This is a genomic window from Rhizobium sp. Root491 (genome assembly GCF_001427205.1).
In the GTDB taxonomy this organism is placed as follows: Bacteria; Pseudomonadota; Alphaproteobacteria; order Rhizobiales; family Rhizobiaceae; genus Agrobacterium; species Agrobacterium tumefaciens.
This window is the reverse complement of sequence record NZ_LMFF01000001.1, coordinates 153,718-173,653: the sequence shown is the minus strand read 5'-3', so window position 1 is coordinate 173,653 and position 19,936 is coordinate 153,718. Positions and strand designations below refer to the sequence as shown.

The window sequence follows — 19,936 nt, the reverse complement described above, 5'->3', positions numbered from 1 at the left end:
ATGACCGCTGAAATTCTTTTTGCCAGTCTGCACATCGCGACGCCCGAGCTGATCCTTGCGGTCGGCGCGCTGGCGCTGCTCATGATTGGCGTCTTCTCGGGCGACAAGTCGACAACGACGGTCACGGGCCTCTCCGTGGCCTTGCTGCTCGTCGTCGGTCTCTTGATCGTCTTTGCGCCCGCTTCGGGTGTGGCTTTCGGCGGCGTTTACGTCGCCGATGCCTTCGGCAACTTCATGAAGGTGCTGGCGCTGATCGGGTCGATCACCGCCATGATCCTTTCTGTCGGCCAGAGCCGTTTTGAGCCGGTCGGCCGGTTCGAGTATCCGGTGCTTCTGGTTCTGGCGACTCTCGGCATCCTGCTGATGATTTCGGCCAACAACCTGATCTCGCTCTATATGGCGCTGGAGCTGCAGTCGCTTGCGCTCTACGTCGTCTGCGCCATCAACCGGGAAAGCCTGCGCTCCACCGAAGCGGGCCTGAAATATTTTGTTCTCGGTGCGCTCTCCTCGGGCATGCTGCTTTACGGCATGTCGCTGGTTTACGGCTTTACCGGCAATACCGGCTTTACCGAAATCGCCCAGGTTCTGACGGCAGAGACCCGTTCGCTCGGCCTCGTCTTCGGTCTGGTTTTTGTTCTTGCCGGTCTGGCATTCAAGATTTCCGCCGTGCCGTTCCACATGTGGACGCCTGATGTTTATGAAGGCGCGCCGACACCGGTCACGGCCTTCCTGTCTGCCGCTCCCAAGATCGGCGCCATGGCGATCTTCGTTCGCATCGTTGTTGACGCTTTCCAGCCGGTCTTTGCCGACTGGCAGCAGATCGTCGTCTTCATCTCCATCGCTTCCATGCTGCTCGGCTCGTTCGCGGCAATCGGTCAGAAGAATATCAAGCGCCTGATGGCCTATTCTTCCATCGGTCACATGGGTTACGCGCTGGTTGGTCTTGCGGCGGGCACCGAGGCGGGTATCTCGGGCGTCATTCTCTACATGACCATCTACATGGTCATGACGCTCGGCACCTTCGCCTGCATTCTCTCCATGCGCCGCAAGGAAATCGGCAATGTCGAAAATGTCGAGGATCTGGCCGGGCTTTCTTCCACCAACCCCTTCATGGCAGTTGTTCTGACGATCCTGATGTTCTCGCTTGCCGGCATTCCGCCGCTCGCCGGATTCTTCGGCAAGTACTACGTCTTCCTTGCTGCCATTGAAGCCAAACTCTATCCGCTTGCCGTCATCGGTGTGATCGGCTCGGTTGTCGGTGCGTATTATTATATCCGCGTCGTCAAGGTCATGTGGTTCGATGAAGCCAAGGGCAGCTTCGAGCGTCCAGCTGGCGAACTGAAAATCGTTTATGCGCTCTCTGGACTGTTCGTCGTCGCCTTCATCGTCTTCGGTGGTGCGCTCGGCAATGCAGTCACGGTTGCGGCAAAGACGTTCTTTTGAGCAATACGCACAAGCATACGGGCCGGATGTCCATCGATGACTTCCGGCACGAGGCGATGGCGGAAACGCCATCGACCAACATAGAATGTTTCGCCCGGGCAAGGGCAGGCGATGGCGGCAATCTGTGGATCACCGCCATCCGCCAGACTGGCGGACGCGGTCGCCGCGGCCGGCCTTGGGTGTCTGAACCAGGCAATCTCTACGCTTCGCTTCTTCTCATCGATCCCGCGCCAATGGACCGCATCGGTTCATTGCCGCTTGCCTTTGCGCTCGCCGTCTACCGCGCCATTCGCGCTGTGCTGCCGACGGGTGGCGAACCGCTAGAGATAAAATGGCCGAATGACGTGCTGATCGGGCGCCGGAAGACCTGCGGCATTCTGATGGAAGCCGAACTTCTGCCGGATGGACGCCGCGCCATCGTCATCGGCATCGGCATCAATATCGCCCACAAGCCTGAAAATCCGCTTTATCCCGTCACCATGCTGTCCGAACACGGGGCGTCGTGCTCCCCCGACGAGCTGTTCGCGCATCTCTTCCGCGAGACAGCGGATGTGCTGCAAAGCTGGGATGAGGGCAGGGGCGTTTCCGGTGTCATGGCCGGATGGCGGGCGGCTGCCTGCGGTATCGGCGAACATATCACCGTCAATTTTCCGGATCGCTCGATCGGCGGGCGTTTCGTTGGAATTGATGATAATGGTTATCTGCTGCTGGATGAGGATGAGGGCACAAGGCGCTCCATCGCCGCCGGCGACGTGTTTTTTGGATGAGGTGGACGGGGCGTGTCTTCAAGGACCCGCGCCGAACCTCTTCCCACAGGTTGGAGCTTTCCTGCTGCTCATGAAAAGCAGGGTGACAGACCGGCTCCGCATCGGCCCGGTCGATCAGATGATGTTTCATGTCCGATGCTGTTAAACGGGCGGCTGGGCGCGGCATATTGCCGTCGCCAGCGCGCTCTCGTGAATGGATAAGAAGAACAATGACTAAACAGGACGAACTGGTATTTCTGCCGCTTGGCGGCGTCGGCGAAATTGGCATGAATCTCGCGCTGTACGGCTACGGTCCGGAAAGCAAGCGCCAATGGATCATGGTGGATTGCGGCGTTACCTTTGCCGGTCTCGATCTGCCTGGTGTCGATCTGGTTCTGCCCGATATCAGCTATATCGCCGAGCAGAAGAAGAACCTCAAAGGCATCATCATCACCCACGCCCATGAGGATCACTACGGCGCGCTGAACGATCTGTGGCCGGGCCTCAACGTGCCCGTCTATGCCTCGGGTTTCACCGCCGGCATGCTGGAGGCAAAGCGCGCCTATGAGGGCAGCCGTGCCGAAATTCCAATCACCCCGTTCAAGGCGGGTGATCGCATCAATGTCGGCCCGTTCGAAATCGAGGCCGTCGGCGTCAACCATTCGATCCCCGAGCCGATGTCGCTGGTCATCCGCACGCCGCTTGGCAATGTCATCCACACGGGCGACTGGAAGATTGACGAGGCGCCGTCTCTCGGTCCGTTGACGGATGAGGCGCGTTTCCGCGCCATCGGCGAGGAGGGCGTGCTGGCGTTGATGTGCGACAGCACCAACTCGCTGCGTGACGGCGTATCGCCTTCGGAGCACGAAGTGTCTGAGGGGCTGCGCCAGATCATTGAAAATGCCGAGGGTCGCGTGGCCATCACCACCTTCTCCTCCAATGTCGGCCGTATCCGCTCCATCGCGCAGGCTGCGGAAGCTGCCGGACGCGAAGTGCTGCTGCTCGGCTCGTCGCTGAAGCGCGTCGTCAACGTTTCGCAGGATCTCGGCATCATGGAAGGTATCAAGCCGTTCCTGGCTGAAGACGAATACGGATATATTCCGCGCAACAAGGTGGTTGTCATTCTCACGGGTTCGCAGGGCGAGCCGCGGGCAGCCCTTGCCAAGCTTTCGCGCGATGAGATGCGTAATGTGGCGCTGGCTGCCGGTGATACGGTGGTATTTTCCTCGCGCGCCATTCCGGGCAACGAAAAGGCGATCATCGAGATCAAGAACGGCCTGATAGAGCAGGGCATCCATATCGTTACCGACAATGAGGCTTTGGTGCATGTCTCCGGCCATCCCCGCCGTAACGAACTTCTGAGGATGTACGAATGGACCAAGCCGCAAATCCTGGTGCCGGTGCATGGCGAGGCGGCGCATCTGGTCGCGCAGAAGGAACTGGCTGAACAGGCCGGCATTTCTCAGGTGCCAAAGGTTCGTAACGGCAACATTCTGCGTCTGGCGCCTGGTCCTGCGGAAGTCATCAACGACGCACCGCACGGCCGCGTCTTCAAGGACGGCAACCTCATCGGTGACCTCGACGAGATGGGGATCAGCAACCGCCGCAAGCTTTCCTTCGCCGGCCATGTCTCCGTCAATGTGCTGCTGGACAGCCGCTACGACTTCCTCGGAGATCCCGATGTCGTACCTTTCGGCCTGCCGGAATTCGATGATGAGGGCGAGGACATGGAAGATACGCTCTATGACGCCGTACTCGGCGCCGTGGAAAGCATCCCCCGGGCCCGCCGCAAGGACCTTGCGCTGCTGCGCGAGTCAGTGCGCCGCGCCGTACGCGCCGCTGCCAATCAGGCATGGGGCAAGAAGCCGATCGTGACGGTTTTCGTCACCAAGGTCTGAACCGGAAAATCCCGGGTTTTCAAACCGTCACGCCCCGTCATGTCCGGGCCATCTCGGACATGACGCAATCGCCGTCCGCGATCGTTCCTTCTCCTCTCGTGCAGCTTTTTATACATCTTGCAGGGAAGTGATTCCGGTTCGCGGATGAATGCGTTACAAGGGGCGCATCACGCAGGAGGACGTCATGCCGCTTCTTTCGGTCTTCGCCATTTATTTCATCGTCTGGTGGACGGTGCTTTTCGTTGTGCTGCCGATTGGCCTTCGCACCCAGGAGGAAGACGGCGATGTGGCGATCGGCACGGTTGCAAGCGCCCCGTCAAGGTTCAGGGGCGGGCGCATCGTGTTGTGGACAACGCTGATATCGGCTTTGATCTGCGGGCTCTGGTACGGCGTAACCTGGTGGTTCGGCGTCAGCATGGACGACCTTCCGAGAATTATCCCGGTTTTCGACTGAAGCACTTCACCCACGCGCCAGGATTAAGCGCGCCGTAGAATTTGCAGCGTGGCGGGCTTCGTGATGCGATTTAAGGCAACATAAGCTGTGCTGCCGTTTTATGAACGGTCGCCACAAGATGCGCCAGTGCTGTCACATGGATGTCATATCAGTCGTGCACACACCATGAGAGTGTCTGGCGGGCAATTTGCTGTCACAATTTTACCGGAATAAGCATTCGGGGTTGTGAACTTCGCCGGAATCAAAAAAAAACAAGGCATTTCAGCCTTGTTTTTCAGGTTTCGCGTGATCTGTAACCGTTACCGGGGCAGCGACAAGCGCGCCTAAGATCGAATCCTCCCAAGACTGACCGCGAAAACGGCAAGAATTTAGACTTCCTGCCTCTTTTGTGAGCTAAAGTTAGCCCAATCACCCATGCTTGTCATCTCATTTTTTGCATATTTGTTACAGTCGGCAAAAAATTCCCTGTGGTGCAATTTGTCGCACCGGATCAAGAATAATATTCCGGCCAAAGCGTTTTGACGCGAATTAGCTATCGCGAAAATGCCACGAAATCGCCTAGGCAGGTCTTTGCATGGCGGGTTTTCTTCTTGGTCAGAAACAGCTATGTACGGCGCCAATATCCCTCTATTCGGGGCGATTCCCGCGCCTTTGCGCGTTGTTGCCCATACCAATGGAAGTCGTCATGCGTCTCAGCCGTTATTTCATGCCCATCCTGAAGGAAAACCCCAAGGAAGCGGAGATTGTCTCCCATCGCCTTATGCTGCGTGCGGGCATGATCCGGCAGCAATCGGCTGGCATCTATTCCTGGCTACCGCTGGGCAAGCGCGTTCTGGACAAGGTCAACAGGATCATCCGCGAAGAGCAGGATCGCTCAGGCGCGATCGAGCTTCTGATGCCGACGCTGCAGACCGCTGAGCTGTGGCAGGAGAGCGGCCGTTATGACGATTACGGCAAGGAAATGCTGCGCATCAAGGACCGTCAGGACCGCCAGATGCTGTATGGCCCCACTAACGAGGAGATGATCACTGACATCTTCCGGTCCTACGTGAAATCCTACAAGAACCTGCCGCTGAACCTCTATCATATTCAGCTGAAGTTCCGCGACGAGGTGCGCCCCCGTTTCGGCACCATGCGCTCGCGTGAGTTTCTGATGAAGGATGCCTATTCCTTCGATCTGACCAAGGAAGACGCGATCCACTCCTATAACAAGATGTTCGTGGCTTACCTGCGCACATTCGAACGGCTTGGCCTGCGCGCCATTCCCATGCGTGCCGATACCGGCCCGATTGGCGGCAATCACAGCCACGAATTCATCATTCTGGCCGATACCGGCGAATCCGAAGTCTTCTGCCACAAGAGCTTCCTCGACCGCGCCATCCCCGCCGACGATACCAACTTCGACGATGTCGCAGCCCTTCAGGGCGTTTTCGACGAATGGACGGCCGACTATGCCGCCACCTCGGAAATGCACGACGAAGCTGCTTATGACGCCATTCCCGACGGCGAGCGCCTTTCCGCGCGCGGCATCGAAGTCGGCCACATCTTCTATTTCGGCACCAAATATTCCGAGCCGATGGGCGCCAAGGTGCAGGGTGCTGATGGCAAGGAACACCCCGTTCACATGGGGTCCTACGGCATTGGCCCGACACGCCTTGTTCCCGCCATCATTGAAGCATCGCATGACGAAAACGGAATCATCTGGCCGGCTTCGGTCGCTCCTTTCGATGTCGTGATTATCAACATGAAGGCAGGTGACGCAGCCTGTGATGCGGCGTGCGAAAAGCTGTATTACTCGCTCTCCAATGCCGGCAAGGATGTTCTTTATGACGATACGGACGACCGCGCGGGCCAGAAGTTCGCGACTGCTGACCTGATCGGCGTGCCGATGCAGATCATCGTCGGCCCACGTTCGGCAGCGAACGGTGAAGTCGAGGTGAAGGATCGCAAGACCGGCGACCGTGAAACCGTCACAATCGAAGCGGCAATGAACAGGGTGCTTGGCTAAGCGCGAAATGGTGAAAGTGACGAGCGGTTTTCGCCTGAAATCCGCTCCAGCTTTATGAGATCAAGATCAGGGGTCGGTTTTTTGTGAAAACCGGCCTTTCAAGTTCAGATCAGGGAGACGACATGGCAAAAGCCGAGGCTGACAAGGGTGCGGCTCCTTCCGCCCGGGAAAGGACCGCCCGGCCGTTTTCTGCTTTCGAGCGCATGGTGGCCTGGCGCTATCTGCGGTCGCGGCGCAAGGAAGCGTTCATATCCGTCATCGCCGGCTTTTCCTTCGTCGGCATCATGCTGGGCGTCGCGACGCTTATCATCGTCATGGCTGTCATGAACGGTTTTCGCACGGAGCTGATTTCGCGCATTCTCGGCATCAACGGCCATATGATCGTCCAGCCGATCGACCAGCCCTTCAACAATTACGATGAGCTGGCGAAGAAGTTCTCCGCCATTCCGGGCGTGACGATGGCCCTGCCGCTGGTAGAGGGGCAGACATTGGCCTCCGGTCGCGGTGGCGCCGGCTCGGGTGCGCTCGTGCGCGGCGTTCGCCAGGACGATATCGACAAGATCAAGGAAGTCGCCACTAACGTCAAGACCGGCGATCTCGTCGGCTTCATGGCGGGCGACGGGGTTCTGGTTGGCTCAAGGCTTGCCGCACAGCTTGGCGTGACGGCGGGCGACGATATCACCCTCATTTCGCCTGAAGGCGATGTGACGCCGATGGGTGTCAACCCCCGCGTCAAATCCTACAAGATTTCGGGCGTCTTCGAGATCGGCATGTCGGAATATGACGCGTCGATGATCTATATGCCGCTGTCCGAAGCCCAGCTTTATTTCAATGCCGAAGGCCTGGTGCAATCCATCGAGCTTTACGTCAGTCGCCCAGACAATGTCGACGGCATCCGCCCGCTGGTGGAGCAGGCAGCTGAACGGCAGATCTATATCACCGACTGGAGACAACGTAACCAGACCTTCTTTTCCGCCCTGCAGGTGGAAAGAAACGTGATGTTCATGATACTGACGCTCATCGTTCTGGTGGCGGCGCTCAACATCATTTCCGGCCTCATCATGCTGGTTAAGGACAAGGGCAGCGATATCGCCATTCTGCGCACCATGGGCGCCAGTTCCGGCGCCGTCATGCGTATCTTCTTCATGACGGGAGCTGCCATCGGCACGGTCGGCACATTCGCCGGTGTGGCACTTGGCGTCATCGTCTGTCTCAATGTGGAATCCATCCGGCAGTTCTTCTCCTGGGTATCAGGCACGGTGCTGTTTGATCCGCAGCTCTATTTCCTCAGCCAGCTTCCGGCCGAAATGGATATCAGCGAGACCATTACCGTCGTCATCATGGCGCTGACGCTTTCTTTCCTGGCAACCATCTTTCCGGCATGGCGGGCTTCCAAGCTCGATCCGGTGCAGGCCCTGCGTTACGAATAAGGACCGCTTCACAATATGGCAAAAAAATCAGTGCTGCGGCTTACCGGCGTCGAGAGGACCTATGGTCAGGGCGAGACGTCGCTCTCCATTCTGCGCAAGGCCGATTTCGAGTTGAAGAGCGGTGAGATGGTGGCGCTTGTTGCCCCCTCGGGCACCGGCAAATCCACGCTGTTGCATCTCGCCGGGCTTCTCGAGCATCCGGATGCTGGCGAGGTCTTCATCAATGACGCGCCGTGCAATGGTCTGCCGGATGAAAAGCGCACGGCGATCCGCCGCAGCGACATCGGTTTCGTCTACCAGTTCCATCATCTGCTGCCGGAGTTCACGGCGGTGGAGAATGTGATGATGCCGCAACTCATCGCCGGTTTGACGCAGGGCGAGGCCCGCAAGCGTGCGAGCGCGCTGCTCGATTACATGCGCGTCGGCCATCGCGGCGAACATCGCCCGGCTGAGCTTTCCGGCGGTGAACAGCAACGTGTGGCGATTGCGCGCGCCGTTGCCAACGCACCGCTCCTGCTTCTCGCCGACGAGCCGACCGGCAATCTCGATCCCGAGACTGCGCATTACGTGTTCGATGCGCTGGAGGCGCTGGTGCGCCAGTCCGGCCTTGCCGCACTGATCGCCACCCATAATCATGAGCTTGCCAACCGCATGGACCGCCGCGTGACGCTTGCAGACGGCAAGATCGTAGACTTCTGATCATGATGCAGTAAGGCGACCATAACGCCACCTTTGCGATCTTTTCTGCGGCTGGGTCTGTCTACGTTCAGGTTTCCCGCAAGGCCACTCGTCCTTCCACAATTGAATTTTCACGAACCCGGAGGTGTTTTTGCCTCCGGGTTTTTTTGCTTTGGAGTCAGTGGCTTGCCATTCACGAAGGTGGAACCGCAGCCGATTCTGTCGCGTTAGCAAGGGGAATATCGGTAAAAGCCTGTTGACAATCGAACAAAATGAGAACAAAGTTAGAACATAACGAGTAAGGAGAGACCAATGACTGATTTCATCCGTGACGTTGCCGCTTTCGCCTCCATCGCTGTGTTTGTCGCCAGCTTTTCGGTGATCCTCACTGCCCTGTGAAGGGCACACCGGCGCAGAAGCCTGTATAGACGCCGAAAGGCGGTGGACTTTGAAGGCCGAAAATCGGAAAATTGCCCCCTCGATTCAGAATGACAGGATGACGATATGGGCGAGACGGTTACGCGTGGAGAGACCTCTGGCGAAACGCTGAAAACACCCGGTTTCGTCCATCTGCGGGTTCACTCCGCTTACTCCCTGCTTGAGGGGGCTTTACCCCTCAAGAAAATCATGTCCAAGGCCGTTGCGGACGGCCAGCCGGCCATAGCCATTACCGACACCAACAATCTTTTCGTCGCGCTGGAGTTTTCCGAAAAGGCGCGTGATGAGGGCTTGCAGCCTATTATTGGCTGTCAGGTGTCGATCGACATGCAGGATGCGGTGGATGATCGCCGCAACCACAACAGCCACCTTGCCAAGCTTCCAGCCATCGTGCTGCTCGCGGCTGATGCCGGAGGGTACGAGCGGCTGGTGGACCTTATCAGCCGCGCCTATCTGGACGGCGAAAGCGGTGGCCAGTCCGTGCATATTACCCGTGCATGGCTGGAGGAAGCCTCCAATGCCGGGCTGATCGTGCTGACGGGTGCCTCCGGTGGTCCGGTGGATATGGCTCTGAAGGAAGGGCATACGGCGCAGGCGAGAGAACGCCTGCTGGCGCTGAAATCACTCTTCGGTGACAAGCTTTATATCGAATTGCAGCGTCAGTCCGGTTTCGACCGCGTCCATGAGCGGCGTATGATCGGGCTTGCTTATGAACATGATATTCCGCTGGTCGCCACCAACGAGGCCTTCTTCCCTTCGAGGGCCGATTATGAGGCGCATGATGCATTGATGGCGGTGGCGCATAACGCCATCGTTTCGGATGACAGCCGGTTCCGCCTGACCCCCGACCATTATATGAAAAGCCGTGAGGAGATGGCGGAGCTGTTTGCCGACCTTCCGGAGGCACTGGAAAACACCGTCGAAATCGCAATGCGTTGCTCGTATGTGCTGAAGAAGCGTGGGCCGATCCTGCCGCGCTTCACCGGTGCCAGCGACGATCCCGAAGCGGCGCAACGGGCAGAGGCCGAAGAGCTTCGCCGTCAGGCCGTCGAAGGTCTCGATCTTCGCCTTGCGGCCCTCGGCATGGCACCTGGCTACACAGAGCAGGAATATCGCGACAGGCTGGATTTCGAGCTTGGCGTCATCGAACGCATGGGTTTTCCAGGTTACTTCCTGATCGTTGCGGACTTCATCAAATGGGCCAAGCAGCAGGATATTCCAGTCGGCCCCGGCCGCGGTTCGGGTGCAGGCTCGCTCGTGGCCTATGCGCTGACCATCACCGATGTCGATCCTCTGCGCTTCTCGCTGCTGTTCGAACGCTTCCTCAATCCCGAACGCGTGTCGATGCCCGACTTCGATATCGACTTCTGCCAGGACCGCCGCGAAGAGGTGATCCGCTACGTGCAGCGCAAATATGGCCGCGAGCAGGTGGCGCAGATCATTACCTTCGGTTCGTTGCAGGCTCGCGCGGCATTGCGCGACGTCGGCCGCGTGCTGGAAATGCCCTATGGACAGGTGGACAAGATCTGCAAGCTGGTCCCCAACAACCCGGCCAATCCGACGCCGCTGTCAAAAGCGATCGAGGAAGAGCCGCGTCTGCAGGAAGAGGCGGACAAGGAACCCGTCGTTGCCCGACTTCTGGATATCGCCCAGAAGATCGAGGGGCTTTACCGTCACGCCTCCACCCATGCTGCCGGTATCGTCATTGGTGACCGGCCGCTGTCGAAGCTGGTGCCGATGTATCGCGATCCGCGCTCCGACATGCCGGTTACCCAGTTCAACATGAAGTGGGTGGAAAGCGCCGGCCTCGTCAAATTCGACTTTCTCGGTCTGAAGACGCTGACGGTGCTGAAGGTTGCCGTCGATTTCGTTGCCAAACGCGGCATCAAGGTCGATCTCGCCGCAATTCCGCTGGACGACGCCAAAACCTACGAGATGTTGTCACGCGGCGAAACCATCGGCGTGTTCCAGGTGGAAAGTGCCGGCATGCGCAAGGCGCTTATCGGCATGCGCCCGGACTGCATCGAGGACATCATTGCGCTGGTGGCGCTTTATCGTCCGGGTCCGATGGAAAACATTCCGGTCTACAATGCCCGCAAGCATGGCGAGGAGGAACTGGAGTCGATCCACCCCACCATCGACCACCTCCTGAAGGAAACGCAGGGCGTTATCGTCTATCAGGAACAGGTGATGCAGATCGCCCAGGTTCTGTCAGGTTATTCGCTCGGCGAAGCCGATCTTCTGCGCCGCGCGATGGGCAAGAAGATCAAGGAGGAGATGGACCAGCAGCGCGAGCGCTTCGTCGACGGCGCGATCAGAAACAGCGTGTCGAAGCCGCAGGCCAACACCATCTTCGACCTTCTGGCGAAATTCGCCAATTACGGCTTCAACAAGAGCCACGCCGCCGCTTACGCCATCGTGTCCTATCAGACCGCCTATATGAAGGCGCATTATCCGGTGGAGTTCCTTGCGGCCTCCATGACGCTGGATATGGCCAACACGGAAAAACTCAATGATTTCCGCCAGGATGCCAGCCGTCTCGGTATAGAGGTCGTGGCACCTTCGGTGCAGACGTCCTTCCGGCAGTTCGAGACGGGTGAGAACCGCATCTATTATTCGCTGGCCGCCATCAAGGGCGTGGGCGAGGGCGCGGTGGAACACATCGTTACCGTGCGCGACGGCAAGCCATTTGCGAGCCTGGAGGATTTCTGCCTGCGCATCGATCCGAAGCAGATCAACCGGCGTGTGCTCGAAAGCCTCATCAATGCTGGCGGTTTCGATTGTTTTGGCCGCGACCGCGCCGAGATGATCGGCGGGCTGGACCGTATCATCGGTTATTCGCAACGCGCGCAGGAAAGCCGTGTTACCGGCCAGTCGGACATGTTCGGCTCCGGCGGCGCAAGCGGTCCGGAAAAGCTCATCCTGCCTGCCTTCCAGCCGTGGCTCGCCTCGGAGAAACTGCTGCGCGAATATCAGGTGCTCGGTTTTTACCTGACCGCACATCCGCTCGATACCTACCGCCCTGTATTGGAAAAGTTGAGGGTGCAGAATTTCGCCGATTTTTCCGCCGCAGTGAAACAGGGTGCGACCGCCGGGCGTCTGGCCGGCACCGTCACCGGCAAGCAGGAACGCAAGACCCGCACTGGCAACAAGATGGGTATCGTCACCTTCTCCGATGCCTCCGGCCAATATGAGGCGGTGTTGTTTTCCGAAGGGCTTGCCCAGTTTCGCGATCTGCTCGAGGTGGGCAAATCGCTTGTTATCACCGTACAGGCGGAAGAGCGCCCTGAAGGCATCGGTCTTCGCATCCAGACGGCGCAATCGCTCGAGGAAAAATCCGTGCAGATGCAGAAGGCGTTGCGGGTTTATGTGCGCGATTCAGGCCCGCTGAAAACCGTTGCCCGCCACCTCAATACCAAAGGTGACGGATCGGTTTATTTCATCGTCATCAAGGACGAGGGGAGCCGCGAGATCGAGGTGGAGCTGACGGAGAAATACCGTATTTCCCCTGAGATCGCCGCCGCACTTCGCTCTGCCCCCGGCGTTGTTGATGTGGAGCTGGTGTGAGGCCTCAAGCCCTCAAACCGGCCCTTCCTTTGTCACGGTAATGAAGTCCGTTCCCATCCCTGTCTCCATCTGGTGACTGAGGTCGGAAACGGTAATCGAACTGCCGGTTGAAAGCTCTTTCTCGATTCGGGAGCGAATTTCAGCCGGTATTTCAAGGCGGCCGAGTACGGCGCTTAGCTGGTCAAAGCCACCGGGCGCTTCGGTAACGGTGATGCCGAGCCGCTTGCGGGCTGCGGCCGGCAGATGGTTTTCCAGTGTTACGCCATTCCATTCGGCGGTTCCGGCTGCGCGGTTGACGGCAACGGCTTCGAAGAAATGCGTTCCGAGTGCCACCTCGGGATCCTTGATGTCGATCGCAGCCTCGAATAGCGGCTTGAAATCCTGTCGCACCATGATCTGGCCATTCGGTGGATGATCTTCGCCGGCGGACGCGTAAAGTGCAGCAACGAAATCGTCGGTCAGTAGCGGCCCGGTGGTTTTCAGCCCCTTCCAGCGCTTGAAACCGTTGACGGCGCTGATCGTCATTTCTCCGGTATAGCCGTCCGGTGCGCCGGCATCGAAGCCAAGGCGGGTCAGCACGGCCTGAATATCCATCACCTTTTCGCGCTCGCCGCGCCGGGTGATGAGGATGCGCAAGGGCGAGGGCTCCTTGCCTTTGGCCATCGGTTTGATGGCTTGCGTTTTTTCATTCACGGCCACCTCAACGGTGCCCAATGCGGCGTCGAAGGTCGCGGGGCGCAGCTCGACGTCGGATAAAAGCAGCTTGCCGTCATCGGCATCGTCCCGCGGCTCAAACAGGGCTGAATGTTGTACGGAGCGTAGAGAAACCGGCCGGTCGGTGATGATGACATGCACGCCGTAGCGGGTCTCGCCGAACAGCGACTGCGCGAATTTCGAAGGCAGGCGCACGCAGCCATGCGAGGCGGGGTAATTCGGCACCTTGCCTTCGTGCAACGCGATGCCCGACCATGTCAGTCGCTGCATGAAAGGCATGGGCGCGGCCGAGTAGATGTTCGATTCGTGGTATTTGCGTTTTTCCAGAATCGAAAAAATGCCGCTCGGCGTCTCATGCCCGGCCTTGCCGGTTGAGACCTTGGATGTAGCAACGATCTCGCCGTTCTCGTAAAGCGCCAGCGATTGATCGCTTTTCGAAACGACGATCTGCAGGGACTTGTTGTCGGCGGCAAGCGCCGGAAAGGCAAGAATGCTAGCCGACAGCATGCCGGTCAGAAGACGGAAGCGAAGGGACATGACGCAATACACCACATGCACAAAACTTCGTTTACTCAACCACGCGAAGTTTAATGAAGTTTAAGGATGGGGCGTCTGCAACATCACTAATTTGTGTAATATCTAAAATAGGGGCGGGGTGTTGCAGGCCGCAGGGTTTCACGGCGTTTGCAAGCGGCATGGCCGCTATTTGCGTGTACCGAAAGTGTAGCCGGTCTCGACGCTGCCCTTGCCGAACTTGTCGCGCAGCTTGTCCATTGCCGCTTCCGCCGCCGCCCGCCGTTCCGCCTGCCTGTCGACGAGATCGGGAGGATCGGCAAGGTCCGCATCGCGCAGATCACTGACGCCTATGCCGATCAGGCGAAACTTGGTGCCGTCGGTTTCTTTCGCAAGCAGCGAAAGGCCGGTACGGAATATGCGGTCGGCAAGCTGGGTAGGGTCATCAAGCTTGCGGTTGCGGGTGCGGAGTTTGAAATCGGCCGTCTTCATTTTCAGCACAACCGTCTGGCCGGAAATGCCGCTCTTCTTCAGGCGCCAGGCAACTTTTTCGGAAAGCGACCGCAGGATCGGTACGAGGTCCTCGTGGCGGGAAATATCGTTGAAGAAGGTGGTCTCGGAAGACACGCTTTTCACGGGGTCGTTATTGTGCACGTGCCGTTCATCGATGCCGCGCGAAAGCCGGAACAGCCTTTGTCCCATCACGCCATAGCGGCGCATCAGGTCGCCTTCCTCCATCTCCTGCAACTGCGCGATCATGCGGATGCCGTCCGCCTCCAGCGTCGCCGCAAACGCCTTTCCAACGCCCCATATCGTCGTGACGGGCCGTGCTGCCAGAAAGGAAAGCGCTTCCGCTTCGCCGATCACCGAAAAGCCGCGCGGTTTTTTAAGGTCAGACGCGACCTTGGCCAGAAATTTGCAATAGGACAGCCCGGCCGAGACGGTCACGCCCACTTCTTTTTCCACCCGTTTCACAAATTTCGCCAGAACCCGGGCCGGCGGATCGTGATGCAGCCTCTCCGTTCCGGAAAGATCGAGAAACGCCTCGTCTATGGAAAGCGGCTGCACGAGCGGTGTCAAATCCTGCATCATGGTTCGGATCTGACGGCCGACGCGGCTGTATTTTTCCATGTCGGGCTTGATGACCACGGCGTCCGGACAGGCTTCCAGCGCCTTGAACATCGGCATGGCGGAGCGCACGCCCTGGATGCGGGCAATGTAGCAGGCAGTGGAAACCACGCCGCGTTTTCCGCCGCCGATGATCAACGGCTTGTCGGCAAGCTCGGGATTGTCCCGTTTTTCAACGGAGGCGTAAAAGGCGTCGCAATCGATATGGGCGATGCTGAGGTCGTAGAGTTCGTCATGGTAGACGAGGCGGGGACTGCCACAGGCGCGACAACGCCTCAGGTCCGCTGGCTGGCCGGCCAGACAGTCGCGGCAAAAACCGGGATCATAAAGATGCGACGTGGACATGGGCCGAAAACAAAACCAGAACGTCACCAACCATACTCCGGCCGTGACGGTGGCTCAAGGGGTGGCCTGTCAATACTCACCCGAATCCAACCCCGGGCCGGAAAAATGGTGCCAGGCGGCGGCAACCGTTTCGGGGGATGTGTCGGTCGCCGCGCAGAAGGCCATGAGGTCTGGTTCGTGGCTCATCAGAAAATCGGTGAGCCCCGCCAGAAAGCCGGGATCGTGGGCGGCATGGCGCAGCATATTGGCCTGCAATCCGCTCAGCGCCAGAAAACGCCCGAGCATTTCCGGCTCGTTTGCCAGCCAGCCAAGTATGGCGGCTGCCGTTTCTTGCGGATCTTTTCCGGCATTGTCTTTGTTTTTTGTATCTCTCAGCATTTCTCTACCGAAGTTACCTATTTTGAAACCAAATCGTTCTAGCCTTGCGCAACAAATGGACGATGGAATCGGTTCTCTGGCACCCTATATGTCTGGGAGAAGGTTTCAAAGCGAAACGGGGACTGCCCACCATGCCCAAGCAGGTCATGATAGTCGAAGACAACGAGCTGAACATGAAGCTCTTTCGTGACCTGATCGAGGCGTCTGGCTATACGACGATCCAGACGCGCAATGGCATGGAAGCGCTGGATCTAGCCCGCAAGCATCGCCCCGACCTCATTCTCATGGATATTCAGCTGCCGGAGGTTTCCGGGCTGGAGGTGACGAAATGGCTGAAGGAAGATGACGAGCTGCACGTCATTCCGGTCATCGCGGTAACCGCCTTCGCCATGAAGGGGGATGAGGAGCGCATTCGTCAGGGCGGATGCGAGGCCTATGTGTCCAAGCCGATCTCCGTTCCGAAATTCATCGAAATCATCAAGACCTATCTAGGCGATGCGTAAGGTGGTTGGGGAACTGTTATGACGGCGAGAGTTCTGGTTGTTGACGACATACCCGCAAACGTAAAGCTTCTCGAAGCCCGGCTTGTCGCGGAATATTTCGACGTCGTAACCGCCGAGGATGGTTTCAAGGCGCTTGATATTTGCGACCAGGAACAGGTCGATATCATCCTGCTGGACATTATGATGCCTGGCATGGACGGTTTCGAGGTCTGCGAACGGCTGAAGGCCAATCCGAAAACGGCGCATATTCCTGTTGTCATGGTCACCGCACTCGATCAGCCCTCAGACCGCGTGCGCGGCCTGAAAGCCGGCGCCGATGATTTTCTGACCAAGCCCGTTAACGACCTTCAATTGATCGCCCGTGTCAAAAGCCTCGTGCGCCTCAAGGCCGTCAGTGACGAATTGCGGCTGCGGGCCGAGACCGCGCGCGAGATCGGCATCGAGGAGATGCTGCGCAGCGATGGCCTCATGCAGACGCCTGGCCGCGTTCTGGTGGCGGATGGCCGCGCCAGCTCGCAGGAACGCATCGTCAGGGCGCTGAAGCCGGTTGCCGAGGTCGATGCCGTCACGGAGCCTCAGGCGGCCCTGTTGAAGGCCGCGAGCAACCCCTTCGAGCTTGTCATCGTCAATTCCAATTTTGAGGATTACGATCCGCTGAGACTGTGTTCGCAGCTTCGTTCGCTGGAGCGTACCCGGTTCCTGCCGTTGCTTCTGGTAGCGGAACAGGGGGCGGACGACATGGTGGCGCGGGCGCTCGATCTTGGCGTGAACGATTATATTCTCCGCCCGATCGATCCCAACGAACTTGTCGCCCGGTCTCTGACGCAGATCCGGCGCAAGCGCTATAACGAGCATCTGCGGCTCAATCTCCAGCACACGATGGAGCTTGCTATCGTCGATGGGCTGACTGGTCTTAACAATCGCCGTTATCTCGACAATCATCTGAAAATACTTTTCGACCGCGCCGCCGTGCGTGGCCGCCCGATTTCCATTTGCATGACCGATATCGACCGCTTCAAGCTGGTCAACGATACCTATGGCCACGATGTCGGCGATGAGGTTCTGCGCGAGTTTGCAGCCCGCATCCGCAGCACGGTGCGCGGCGCCGATCTTGCCTGCCGTTATGGCGGGGAGGAATTCGTGGTTGTGATGCCCGACACGTCGATGGAGCTTGCCACAAGCGTTGCCGAGCGCCTGCGGGCAATCATCGAGGACAAGCCGTTTCACGTTCGTTCCATCGACCGCGAGTTGAGTATCACGGCTTCGCTCGGCATCGCCACCAGCAGCGGAGCATTCGGCGCGCCGGACGAGCTTCTGAAGCAGGCTGACAGGGCGCTCTATGAGGCGAAACACACAGGACGCAACCGCGTCGTGGCGGCCGCCGCCTAAAAGGGCAGACCCATGACGCTGACAATCCGTGCCGCCTTTTGAGACTTTCGACGTTTACCGTTATCGATAGCCGCCCAAAGACCTGACGGCAAACTGTGGCAAGCGCGAAGTCCCTGACCTTGCCAGTATTTTATCTTCTTGCAATGAGGGGGTGAAGTCTAACAGGGTTAATAGAGTTCAAGTTGAAAAATACGTTGAATTCAATCGCTCACCGAACTATAGTGTGCCAGCGTTGTATATTTAACCATGTTTTCCAGGTGATGTATCTCTGGCTTAAGAATTTGTTGATTTTTATTTTACTTCTGCGCACACTCCCAATCGAGAATAACAGTTCTTCCGGCGGTTTTTCCGTCTAGTGATGAAGAAACGATGGCGGTTTACACCGCTGATGTTTTGGTCGTCAGGGGCTGGTATTGCGTAGTTTGAATGCCCCATGATGCTCAGGTCCGCCGCATCTCCTGGATCGTGGGGTCGGTCGGCTGACGATGTCCGAATCGGTTCCTCGTGCCGTGATCACATCGTTAGCCGACCGCCTTATCTCCCAAAATATTCTGTGCTTGTGCTGCCGCTTATAGCGCAGCACATCCGGCTGCGCGCGCAGGCTGCGCGCTGTCGCAGCGGTTGACGCATTTGGCCGATGAGACGCTGATTAGGAGAGGCGCTGGTTAGGCGAGACGGTGATAGAGAGCTTTCCCGCAGTGCCGATAGCGCCGACTGGGTTCCAAACTCAAGAACCGCAACTAGGAAGGTTGCGATTCGTTGGCCCGTGGCGGGCCTTGCGAGGGCGCTGGCGCAAAGAATGCCGTTGGCGGCAATCCTTTCCGTACAAACAAAAAACGCGCCCGTTGGGCGCGCTTTTGCCGGGGAACCCGATCAAGAATTACTTGATCTTGGTTTCCTTGAATTCAACGTGCTTGCGTACAACCGGGTCATACTTCGTCTTCGTCATCTTGTCCGTGAACGTACGGCTGTTCTTGGTGGTGACGTAGAAGGTACCGGTGTCGGCTGTCGACAGCAGCTTGATCTTGATTGTTGTAGCTTTCGCCATGGTCGTCCTGCCTTTAAACAAAAGAGAAGCCGCAGGCGCTTCTCACCTCGGCTAAATCTGGCGCGAAACTACGTATCGCGCCTGAAAAGTCAAGTCTGTTTTGCCCTGAAAACAAAACGGAAGGCATAAAGCACCACGTAAAGCCCGAAAAACACGGCAAGCGCCCAGGCGAAACCATCGGTACCCGCAACATCCATGGAAATGCCGACGGCCTGTGGTCCGGCTATAGTGCCCATGGCATAGCAGAAGATGAAGGCGGCGTTGGCGGCCACCAGATCGGCTCCTTTGAGACGCGATCCCAGATGGGTGAGGCCGACGGTATACATGCCGGATACGAGGCCGCCCCAGAACAGCAGCAGGGCCGCGACGAGAATCCATCTATCCACCAGCAAGGGCAGCGCCAGCGTGCCGCAAACGCCCGCAAAGGCCATCAGCGCCAGCATTGTGCGCCGGTCCTTCATTCGGTCCGAAAGCAGGCCGATCGGTATCTGGAAGACCATATTGCCGATGCCCATCACGGTCAGCAGAAGTGCCGCCTGCGATTCGTTGAAGCCTTCGCGGGTCGCATAGATGGGAAAGAGCGACAGACCGCCCGCTTGCACGGCGCCGAACACGAAGGCCGCCGCAGAAGCCATCGGCACCAGCCATATATAACGGGCGAAATGGTGGTTAGGCCTTTCGCTCAGCTCCGGGCTTTCGCCGCGCGCAAGGAAGATCGGGATCGCGGCAAGCAGTATAATTGCCGCCCCGACCAGAAATGGCAGGATGCCATCGCTGCCGACCACGGAAAACAATAACGGGCCAACCGCAAAGCCAACCGCAAGTCCGGTGGCGTAGATGCCGAGAACCATGCCGCGTTTTTTCGGCGGCGCGGTCATGTTGATCCAGTATTCGGAGAGGATGAACAGCGTGGTGGTTGCGCCATGGAAGACGATTCGCAGCGGAAACCACATCCAGAAGGCGTCGGCGAAATAGAAACAGAGCGCACTCAGGGCTGACACGACAACGGCAAATAGCATCGTTCGCGCCACGCCGAAATCATGGGCGATCTTGGTGGTCACCGGCGCTGCCATCATCGCCGCAACGCCGGCCATTGCCGAATTTACCCCGATCATGGTGGAGGAGATGCCGCGCTTCTCAAGGATGATCGACAGGAGCGGCAGGCCAAGGCCGATGGCGACACCGACCGCACTGATGGCGGAGATGGCGGCGATCAGTGAGGGCCAGTGAATGGCGTCCGCTTCGCATTTCATTTG

15 protein-coding genes are annotated in these 19,936 nt (G+C 58.3%); 10 read left to right on the top strand and 5 right to left on the bottom strand.

Translation table 11 applies throughout. The features are described from left to right. From nuoN to dnaE, 8 genes are all read left to right on the top strand, one after another. Complete coding sequence (gene nuoN, locus ASD46_RS00815) at positions 1-1,443, top strand: NADH-quinone oxidoreductase subunit NuoN (RefSeq protein WP_060641879.1); 1,443 nt, start codon at positions 1-3, stop codon at positions 1,441-1,443. Positions 1,444-1,469: 26 nt separating this feature from the next. Continuing rightward, positions 1,470-2,210 carry a biotin--[acetyl-CoA-carboxylase] ligase gene (locus tag ASD46_RS00810; protein WP_025593259.1) on the top strand — a complete coding sequence of 247 codons (741 nt, stop codon included), beginning with the start codon at positions 1,470-1,472 and terminating at the stop codon, positions 2,208-2,210. A gap of 209 nt (positions 2,211-2,419) precedes the next feature. Beyond that, entirely contained in the window at positions 2,420-4,087 is a 1,668-nt protein-coding gene (locus ASD46_RS00805) for a ribonuclease J (RefSeq protein ID WP_003512693.1), read from the top strand. 148 nt (positions 4,088-4,235) lie between these two features. Then, entirely contained in the window at positions 4,236-4,541 is a 306-nt protein-coding gene (locus tag ASD46_RS00800) for a DUF1467 family protein (RefSeq protein WP_003512694.1), read from the top strand. A gap of 685 nt (positions 4,542-5,226) precedes the next feature. Then, positions 5,227-6,549: a proline--tRNA ligase gene (proS, locus tag ASD46_RS00795; protein WP_019565481.1), complete on the top strand. Its 1,323-nt coding sequence runs from the start codon at positions 5,227-5,229 to the stop codon at positions 6,547-6,549. A gap of 122 nt (positions 6,550-6,671) precedes the next feature. Next, entirely contained in the window at positions 6,672-7,979 is a 1,308-nt protein-coding gene (locus ASD46_RS00790) for a lipoprotein-releasing ABC transporter permease subunit (RefSeq protein WP_003512696.1), read from the top strand. A 15-nt stretch (positions 7,980-7,994) separates the two neighbouring features. Then, positions 7,995-8,678: an ABC transporter ATP-binding protein gene (locus ASD46_RS00785; RefSeq protein WP_013635957.1), complete on the top strand. Its 684-nt coding sequence runs from the start codon at positions 7,995-7,997 to the stop codon at positions 8,676-8,678. Positions 8,679-9,161: 483 nt separating this feature from the next. Continuing rightward, positions 9,162-12,662, top strand: coding sequence for a DNA polymerase III subunit alpha (gene dnaE, locus ASD46_RS00780; RefSeq protein WP_025593264.1), 3,501 nt, complete (start codon positions 9,162-9,164; stop codon positions 12,660-12,662). Positions 12,663-12,674: 12 nt separating this feature from the next. On the opposite strand, the gene ASD46_RS00775 is transcribed toward dnaE, so the two are convergent. The 3 genes from ASD46_RS00775 to ASD46_RS00765 all read right to left on the bottom strand — a co-directional run bounded on the left by ASD46_RS00775 (position 12,675) and on the right by ASD46_RS00765 (position 15,740). Then, positions 12,675-13,913 carry a L,D-transpeptidase family protein gene (locus ASD46_RS00775; RefSeq protein ID WP_025593265.1) on the bottom strand — a complete coding sequence of 413 codons (1,239 nt, stop codon included), beginning with the start codon at positions 13,911-13,913 and terminating at the stop codon, positions 12,675-12,677. 165 nt (positions 13,914-14,078) lie between these two features. After that, positions 14,079-15,362, bottom strand: coding sequence for a DNA polymerase IV (locus ASD46_RS00770; RefSeq protein ID WP_025593266.1), 1,284 nt, complete (start codon positions 15,360-15,362; stop codon positions 14,079-14,081). 69 nt (positions 15,363-15,431) lie between these two features. Continuing rightward, positions 15,432-15,740, bottom strand: a complete 309-nt coding sequence (locus tag ASD46_RS00765) for a DUF3572 domain-containing protein (protein WP_019565486.1) — start codon at positions 15,738-15,740, stop codon at positions 15,432-15,434. A gap of 131 nt (positions 15,741-15,871) precedes the next feature. Here ASD46_RS00765 and ASD46_RS00760 point away from each other — a divergent pair, with 131 nt between their 5' ends. Both ASD46_RS00760 and ASD46_RS00755 read left to right on the top strand, forming a co-directional pair. Next, positions 15,872-16,243, top strand: a complete 372-nt coding sequence (locus tag ASD46_RS00760; protein ID WP_003496409.1) for a response regulator — start codon at positions 15,872-15,874, stop codon at positions 16,241-16,243. Positions 16,244-16,261: 18 nt separating this feature from the next. Continuing rightward, a complete protein-coding gene (locus ASD46_RS00755; protein ID WP_003512711.1) occupies positions 16,262-17,632 on the top strand; it encodes a PleD family two-component system response regulator in 1,371 nt (456 codons plus the stop codon). Positions 17,633-18,512: 880 nt separating this feature from the next. Here the strand turns inward: ASD46_RS00755 and rpmG are convergent. Together rpmG and ASD46_RS00745 are read right to left on the bottom strand one after the other, a co-directional pair. Next, a complete protein-coding gene (rpmG, locus tag ASD46_RS00750; protein WP_003496403.1) occupies positions 18,513-18,680 on the bottom strand; it encodes a 50S ribosomal protein L33 in 168 nt (55 codons plus the stop codon). Between the two features lie 89 nt (positions 18,681-18,769). Continuing rightward, the gene (locus ASD46_RS00745) at positions 18,770-19,933 is read right to left on the bottom strand and encodes an MFS transporter (protein ID WP_019565488.1); all 1,164 of its coding nucleotides are present in this window, start codon (positions 19,931-19,933) and stop codon (positions 18,770-18,772) included. Between the last annotated feature and the right edge of the window lie 3 nt (positions 19,934-19,936).

Coding starts and splice junctions, on each gene's coding strand:
- nuoN (WP_060641879.1), top strand. CDS start 1: ATGACCGCTGAAATTCTTTTTGCCAGTCTGCACATCGCGACGCCCGAG.
- ASD46_RS00810 (WP_025593259.1), top strand. CDS start 1,470: ATGTCCATCGATGACTTCCGGCACGAGGCGATGGCGGAAACGCCATCG.
- ASD46_RS00805 (WP_003512693.1), top strand. CDS start 2,420: ATGACTAAACAGGACGAACTGGTATTTCTGCCGCTTGGCGGCGTCGGC.
- ASD46_RS00800 (WP_003512694.1), top strand. CDS start 4,236: ATGCGTTACAAGGGGCGCATCACGCAGGAGGACGTCATGCCGCTTCTT.
- proS (WP_019565481.1), top strand. CDS start 5,227: ATGCGTCTCAGCCGTTATTTCATGCCCATCCTGAAGGAAAACCCCAAG.
- ASD46_RS00790 (WP_003512696.1), top strand. CDS start 6,672: ATGGCAAAAGCCGAGGCTGACAAGGGTGCGGCTCCTTCCGCCCGGGAA.
- ASD46_RS00785 (WP_013635957.1), top strand. CDS start 7,995: ATGGCAAAAAAATCAGTGCTGCGGCTTACCGGCGTCGAGAGGACCTAT.
- dnaE (WP_025593264.1), top strand. CDS start 9,162: ATGGGCGAGACGGTTACGCGTGGAGAGACCTCTGGCGAAACGCTGAAA.
- ASD46_RS00775 (WP_025593265.1), bottom strand. CDS start 13,913: ATGTCCCTTCGCTTCCGTCTTCTGACCGGCATGCTGTCGGCTAGCATT.
- ASD46_RS00770 (WP_025593266.1), bottom strand. CDS start 15,362: ATGTCCACGTCGCATCTTTATGATCCCGGTTTTTGCCGCGACTGTCTG.
- ASD46_RS00765 (WP_019565486.1), bottom strand. CDS start 15,740: ATGCTGAGAGATACAAAAAACAAAGACAATGCCGGAAAAGATCCGCAA.
- ASD46_RS00760 (WP_003496409.1), top strand. CDS start 15,872: ATGCCCAAGCAGGTCATGATAGTCGAAGACAACGAGCTGAACATGAAG.
- ASD46_RS00755 (WP_003512711.1), top strand. CDS start 16,262: ATGACGGCGAGAGTTCTGGTTGTTGACGACATACCCGCAAACGTAAAG.
- rpmG (WP_003496403.1), bottom strand. CDS start 18,680: ATGGCGAAAGCTACAACAATCAAGATCAAGCTGCTGTCGACAGCCGAC.
- ASD46_RS00745 (WP_019565488.1), bottom strand. CDS start 19,933: ATGAAATGCGAAGCGGACGCCATTCACTGGCCCTCACTGATCGCCGCC.